The sequence below is a fragment of the Bradyrhizobium sp. Arg237L genome (assembly GCF_029990105.1).
Taxonomy (GTDB): domain Bacteria; phylum Pseudomonadota; class Alphaproteobacteria; order Rhizobiales; family Xanthobacteraceae; genus Bradyrhizobium.
Genome location: NZ_JAQMIL010000064.1, coordinates 49,448 through 56,757 on the forward strand (window position 1 = coordinate 49,448; position 7,310 = coordinate 56,757).

The following is a 7,310-nucleotide window of genomic DNA, read 5'->3' on the forward strand; positions in this document are numbered from 1 at the left end:
GGATCAACTATATGGCCACCGAAGAAGTAGATCCCCGCTTTGCCGATCTTGATGCATGGTCGCTGACGTCAGCGATGGAAGCGATGTGGGAGGGCCAGCTTGCGGCAGTCGCGGCGATTGGCCATGCCCTTCCCGCGATCACTGCGGCGACCGAAGCGGCCAAAGCGGCGCTGGGCGATCGCGGACGCATTGTGTATGTCGGCGCCGGCACCTCGGGCCGCGTGGCGGTCCAGGACGGCGCCGAGCTGATGCCGACCTTCGCCTGGCCTAACGAGCGTGTCCGCTTCATCGTCGCCGGCGGAGACAGCGCGTTCGTCACCAGCGTCGAGGGCGCGGAGGACGATGTCGATGATGCGGTCACGCAGATCAATGCCGCGCGGCTCACGCCGCACGACGTGGTGATCGCTGTTGCCGCCAGCGGGACAACGCCATTCACGGTCGCGGCGCTGCAGCAGGCGGGCTCTTTCGGTGCAGTGACAATCGGTGTCGCCAACAATCCGGGCACCGCACTGCTGGCATCGGCAAAGTTTCCGATCTTGATCGAGACCGGCTGCGAGCTGATCGCCGGCTCTACGCGGATGAAGGCGGGCACCGCGCAGAAGGTTGTGCTCAACCTGATCTCCTCAGGGATCATGCTGCGCCTTGGCCGGGTGTATCGCGGCATGATGGTGAACATGCAGCCGACCAATGCCAAGCTGAAGCGGCGCGCCGAGGCCATGGTGGCGCAAATCGCGCACTGTGATCCGTCGCACGCGGCACGCTCGCTTGAGCAGGCCGAGGGAGACATCAAGACGGCAAGCCTTCTGGCGTTGGGTGTCGACAGGGTTGATGCCGAGGCCATTCTGAAAAACTGTGACGGCAATCTTCGGCGCGTGTTTGCCGAACTCGCCAAGGATCTCGTCAAGGATGTTGACCGGCATCACAAGGAAGCGCCGGCGCGCAAGCAAGGCGGAGAGGTTGAGCCGTGACAACATCCGCGATGGCGAGCGAAATCGGTGAAAGCGCGGATGTTGTCGCCAAAATTGTTCGTAACCGCGCCGCCACGCGCGACATCGCACAGCGAATTGGGATTGGCTCCGCCCCCCTGTGCGTCGTGTGCGGCCGGGGAAGCTCCGGGCATGCCGGGGTTTTCTTAAGATACCTTGTCGAGACGCGGCTTCGCCTTCCCGTTTCAGCCAGCGCTCCTTCGGTGATCACGGCATTTCGCACGCCCTTGATGCTGCGCCATGCGCTGTTCATCGTGATCTCGCAATCCGGGCGCAGCCCGGATCTTATTGCGGCGACCAGGTCGGCGCGATCAGCGGGCGCCCGCACCGTCGCCATCGTCAATGCGACGTCGTCGCCGGTGGCTGACGAAGCGGAGTTCGTCATTCCGATCGAAGCCGGCAGAGAGCACTCCATAGCCGCGACCAAGACCGTGATCGGCTCGATGGCCGCTAGCGCCGGACTTGTTGCCGAGCTGGCGGAAGATCACGCGCTGCGGTCAGCCCTCGACAGGCTGCCCGGGCGCCTGCACCGCGCGCTGGTGCTCGACTGGTCCGGGATTGCCGATGATCTCGCCAACGCGTCAGCCGTGTTTGTGGCGGCGCGGGGCCTCGGCCTAGGCTCGGCGCGGGAGATCGCGCTCAAACTTTCGGAAATCCTGCGCCTGCCTTCCATTGGTCTGAGCGCCGCCGAGCTGCAGCATGGACCGCGGGCCGCGCTATCATCGCGCACGCCGGTTGTCATGATGCGCCTCATGGATGAAACGGCGGCCACGGTGGACGCGCTGGCAGAAGAATTGCGCGAGCAAAAGATCGCGCTGCATCTATGCGGCGGTCCGCATGGCTCGCTGCCCTGGTTGGCCGAGGATGACCCCGCCACCGACCCGATCACCATGCTCGTTCCAGCCTATCGGATGATCGAGCAGACGGCGCGCGCCTGCGGATTTGACCCGGATCGTCCCCCTCGCCTGAGCAAGATCACCGAGACGTTTTGACGGCTGACCGGCCTTAACGCCAAGACGTTCCATTTGGATCTTACGTGTTTTTAGCGCCATCCCTTTTTTGTGATTAATATTTTTAATTATTTAATTGACGTTAAAATTAAATAAATTAAATCTGCGACATTATGTCACTCCGGATATTACTAAATCGGTTTTTCGAGGGTGATTGCCATGCTGACGCAGAAACCGAGCGCTTTATCTGTGAAGGCGCAGCCGCTTCTGTCCGCGGAAACTAATTATACCCTTCATGATCTGACCGTCACGGTGGCCGGCCTTCCGACTGCCGGAGCTGTCCTGAAAGCCGATCGCTTCACGCGGGTGACTGTTGGCGACACGTTGACAGCCGCGGAACTCGCCGCATTGAGCTTCGCTCCGACACCCTTGCTGTCCGGAGACGTGTCGCCCTGGAACGGGGTGGTGATTTACGTTCCCCAAGACGGCGGTCGGCTGCCGATCCCATTGCTTGCCGACCTCCCTGCCGGCTTGACCGGGGACACACCTGTTGCGCTCACAGAGCTGCCCTCGAACGGTTCAGTGTTCTTGGCCGATGGAACGACCGCCGTCGCCCGCGGTCATATCATCACTGCTTCACAACTATGCGGGTTGACGTTCAGCCCGGCCGCCGACGCGGTCGGACAGATTTCGCTGCTCCGCTATTGCAGCGCGGACCACGGATTCATGGGAGAAGTTCTGCTGATTGTCGGTCCCGGTACGCCCACTGCCAGTCCAACGGAGGCCGATACCGCTGATGGCAGCAACTCGGTCGCGCCACTCGCTCTTGCCCTGCTGCTGGAGACAGGTCTTTCGTCCCTGAACTCGACGCAAGCTTCGGCTGCGGTCGATCCCAACGACGTCCTGCCACCCGATTCCTCGGCGCCATCGGGCCCGTCGGCCGGGTTGGCCGGTCAGGTCTTCGATCAGGCGGCAGTTCCTGTGCCCAGCGACATCGTCGGTGCGGCGCCCGCAATCCTGGCGCAGTCGGCGACAACAGACACAACTGGTTCGACCGGAACGAATGCGTCGCCCTCCGACCAGACACGCCACCATCGTATCGGCTCGAGCACTCCTCCGGATTCCGGCAGCCTTACATTGAGGCCGCTGCCGTCGAGCGATCTGCTGAAGACGACATTGCCTAACCCGCTGACGACAACGACCACGTCAGCGTCGACGCTCAATTCCCCCGCGCCGATAACGACGAGCCTCCTGAATCGAGAGCTGATGATGGGTCCAACGTTGTTGGCCACCACGTTGGCGAACGGCCCTTCGAGCACGACCACACACTGGACCAATTCGGGCGGCGGATCCTGGAATGTCGCGGCAAACTGGGGTGCCGGTGTCCCGGGGCTTGCCGACAAGGTGGTGATGGATGCGACAGGAGCTTATACGGTCACGAGCACGAGCAATGTCGACATAAATAGCCTGGTCGTCGGTACAGGCGTAACCTTGTCGTGCAATCCCGGCACGCTATTCACTGTCGAAGGCAGCGTAGTCGACAACGGGATCATCCAGGCTGGCCCGTTCAATGGAAATCAAATTTCCAACGTAGACATCAAAGGCAATATCAGTGGCACCGGTTCGTTGGATGTTTCAAACCAGGCTGTCCTCGAGATCGGAGGTGCTGTTTCCGGACAACTGACAAACGGATCGTTTTCCGGAATAACCGTATCTTTCGATGTAGGAAACGGTGAGATCGTCCTCGATCATTCGGCGCAGTTCCACGGTCTGATCGCAAGCTCGTCGCCGGGAGCACCGCTTTCGGCGAATCAGTTCATCGATTTGAAGGACCTTGCGTTCACATCGTCGATGTCGACATCTGTTCAGTACGACATCACCTCAAACACCAGCACAGTAAACTTCAGCAACGGTTCTACCACGGTCTCCTTGCTATTCGCTGGAAAGGACCCGAACTGGACTCTGAATAGCGACGGGCATGGCGGCACTGTTGTCGCCGATCCGTCTGGCACGAATCCAATCGTGCTGGAGAATGAGTTACCGGGCACGCCGATGAGCGTGTGGCAGGTTGCTCCCGGTGCCGATTCGACCAAGCTCGAGGGATTCACGACCGCAATCAGCACCAATATCGGCAGCACGGTACAGTTCAAGATCGACAATCTGACGGGCAGCCCGAACTATCAAATCCAGATCTATCGACTGGGGTACTACGGAGGAGACGGCGCCCGTCTCGTCACAACCCTGCAGCATCAGGGCACGTCATCGATCGCCCAGCCGTCACCGATCACGAATGCTGCGACCGGGGAGGTCGACGCCGGCAATTGGAGCGTCACTGATTCATGGTCCATTCCGACCACGGCCGTATCAGGCGTTTATGTCGCCAACGTCGTCCAAGGCACTCAAGTTTTCCAGATTCCGTTCGTCGTCAAGGATCCCAACTCCACAAGCGACATCGTCTTTCAGACGTCTGATGAGACCTGGCAGGCTTACAACGGTTGGGGCGGCGCCAGCCTATATGGAGGCAACGGTCCTTCCCAGGGTGGCGCGGCCTACGCGGTCAGTTACAACCGCCCCATCATGACCCGAGATGGAGTAGGACTGTATGCGAATTCAGATGATACTGTGTTTGCAGGCGAATATCCCGCAATCTACTGGCTGGAAGAAAACGGCTACAATGTAAGCTACATCTCCGGCATGGATACAGCAACCAATGGCGCATTGCTGCTCAACCACAAGGTGTTCATGGATGCCGGACACGACGAATATTGGACCGACAGCCAAGTCGCGAATGTTCAGGCCGCGGCGAACGCGGGCGTCAACCTGGTGTTCCTCAGCGGCAACGAGATCTTCTGGCAAACCCAGTTCACACCGAGCATAGACAGTAGCAAGACAGCCAATCGCACGCTGGTCACCTACAAGGACAGCCACTTTGAGCAATTGATCAACCCTAGCGGGCAGGGGACGGGCACCTTTGAGGCCCCCACCAATTGGGGCGGTGCCGCCATGCCGTCCAATGCGCTGACGGGAACGGTGTTCTCGGTTGATGAGAGCGGGAGCCTTGGGACGATCAAGATTCCCTACAGCATGACCCAGTTGCGTTTCTGGCGCAATACAAGCGTCGCGGCCACGGCACCCGGCCAGACAGCTTCGCTGGAAAGCGGCCTGTTGGGATATGAATGGGACTCCTCTCCTGACAACGGCTTCATGCCTGCCGGCCTGATCGACCTCTCTTCGACGACACTCCAGCAATCTTCGGCGTTCAACACGGAGTTCGGGAACGTCGACACAAGCGGTACCGCAACCCACAATCTAGTCGAGTACCGTGATCCCACCAGTGGCGCGCTGGTGTTCGGGGCCGGCACCGTCTTTTGGTCATGGGGCCTGTCAAACCAGCACGACCCTTCGCCGGACGGCAATCAGACAAACACCGACCCGAACGTCCAACAGGCAATGGTGAATGTGTTTGCGGACATGGGCATCCAGCCCCAGACGCTGCAGGCCAGTCTGGTGATCGCGAGCCAGTCGACCGATCACACCGCGCCAACGTCCAAGATCACCAACGTGTCATCCTCGTCCGTGATCGAAGGCCAAACCGTAACCGTAAGCGGTACCGCGACTGACGTCGGCGGCGTGATTGGCGGCGTTCAGATTTCGACCGACGGTGGAAAAACGTGGCACGTGACGAGCGGTCAAATTGGCACGCAAACTGTCAATTGGACCTACACTTTCAATGCGCCGGCCAAGGGGTCGTACAGCATCGAAACCCGAGCGGTCGATGACAGCCTAAATCTCGAGACACCGGGTTCCGGCGTGTCGTACACGGTTTCACCGTCCACGTCCCTCAACCTGTTTGGCTCCAGCGCCACGCCTGCTACGGCTGATGTAAGTGACCCAAAGGGCGTGGAAGTCGGCCTCAAGTTCACGTCAAGTACCAACGGCCAAATCACCGGGATCCGCTTCTATAAGGGGTCCCTGAACACCGGCGCCCATCTGGTTGACCTTTGGAGCGCCGGCGGCACGCTGCTGGCGACCGCCACATCCACCAACGAGACCGCCAGTGGCTGGCAGCAGGTGAACTTTTCGAGTCCTGTGAACATTGTTGCAGGCACGACCTACGTCGCCTCGTACCACATGACCAATGGCCAATACTCCGATACGCCTTACTATTTTGACACGCTCCAAAATCCGACAAACGGATCTCTTTCCGCAACGGCTGATGGTCTGAATGGCGTTTACGCCTATTCCTCAGGGAGTATCTTCCCCACTAATATCCCTGTCTCCGGCGACAACTACTGGGTCGATGTCGTCCTTAACGATACTGGCTCGACGACCGAGACGCCGCCGGTGCTGGTGACCCAGACCCCCAACCAGAATGCGGTCGTCGGCTCCGCCTTCTCGCTGACGCTGGCTGGCACCTTCAACGATCCCGACGGCGGCGCTCTCACCTATTCGGCAACCGGCTCGAACGGCGCGGCGCTTCCCTCATGGCTGACGTTCAACGCGGCGACACGAACTTTCAGCGGCACGCCGACATCGGCAAATGTCGGCACCGCCGGCGTCCAGGTTTCGGCCACCGATCCTGCCGGCCTTTCTGCCAGTGAGACCTTTAATATCGCCGTAACCACGACGTCCGCGACGGTGAGCCTGTTCACCGCATCGAACATCCCGACGCAGACCAGTTTGAATGATGGCTCGCCGCTCGAGGTCGGGGTGAAGTTCACCTCGTCCACTGCCGGCCAGATCACCGCGCTCAAGTTCTACCGCAGTCCCGGCGATACCGGCTCCGATCTCCTCGACCTGTGGACCTCGACCGGCACCAAGCTTGCCAGCGCCACCTTCACCAACACCACCGCAAGCGGCTGGCAGACCGTGACCTTGGCGACGCCGGTCTCGATCGCTGCCAACACCACCTATGTCGCGTCCTATCACACAAACGGCGCGTATGCAGCCACCAGCAATTTCTTCACCAACGCCGTATCGAGCGGCGCGCTGACGGCGCCCTCTTCCGCCTCGTCCGGCGGCAACGGGGTTTACTCCTATGGCGGCACCAGCACCGCCGGCATCTTCCCGACCAGCAGCTTCAGCGCGTCCAACTACTACGCCGACGTGGTGTTCTCGCCTGGCTCGACGACCGACACGCCGCCGGTGCTCGTGACCCAGACCCCCAACCAGAGTGCGGTTGCCGGCTCGGCCTTCTCGCTGACGCTGTCTGCCGGCACCTTCAATGATCCCGACGGCGGCGCTCTCACCTATTCGGCAACCGGCTCGAACGGCGCGGCGCTTCCCGCATGGCTGACGTTCAGCGCGGCGACACGAACTTTCAGCGGCACGCCGACATCGGCAAATGTCGGCACCGCCGGCGTCCAGGTTTCGG

Annotated in this window: 3 protein-coding genes; all 3 read left to right on the forward strand. The window is 60.7% G+C overall.

Annotation, left to right across the window (positions count from 1 at the left end; translation table 11 throughout):
* The first annotated feature begins 11 nt into the window (after positions 1–11).
* Positions 12–968, forward strand: coding sequence for an N-acetylmuramic acid 6-phosphate etherase (locus tag OZ411_RS31505; protein WP_130579736.1), 957 nt, complete (start codon positions 12–14; stop codon positions 966–968).
* A gap of 11 nt (positions 969–979) precedes the next feature.
* A complete protein-coding gene (locus OZ411_RS31510; RefSeq protein WP_282531079.1) occupies positions 980–1,978 on the forward strand; it encodes an SIS domain-containing protein in 999 nt (332 codons plus the stop codon).
* Between the two features lie 177 nt (positions 1,979–2,155).
* The coding region (locus OZ411_RS31515) for a DUF4082 domain-containing protein (RefSeq protein WP_282531080.1) at positions 2,156–7,310 on the forward strand (5,155 nt) is incomplete at its 3' end.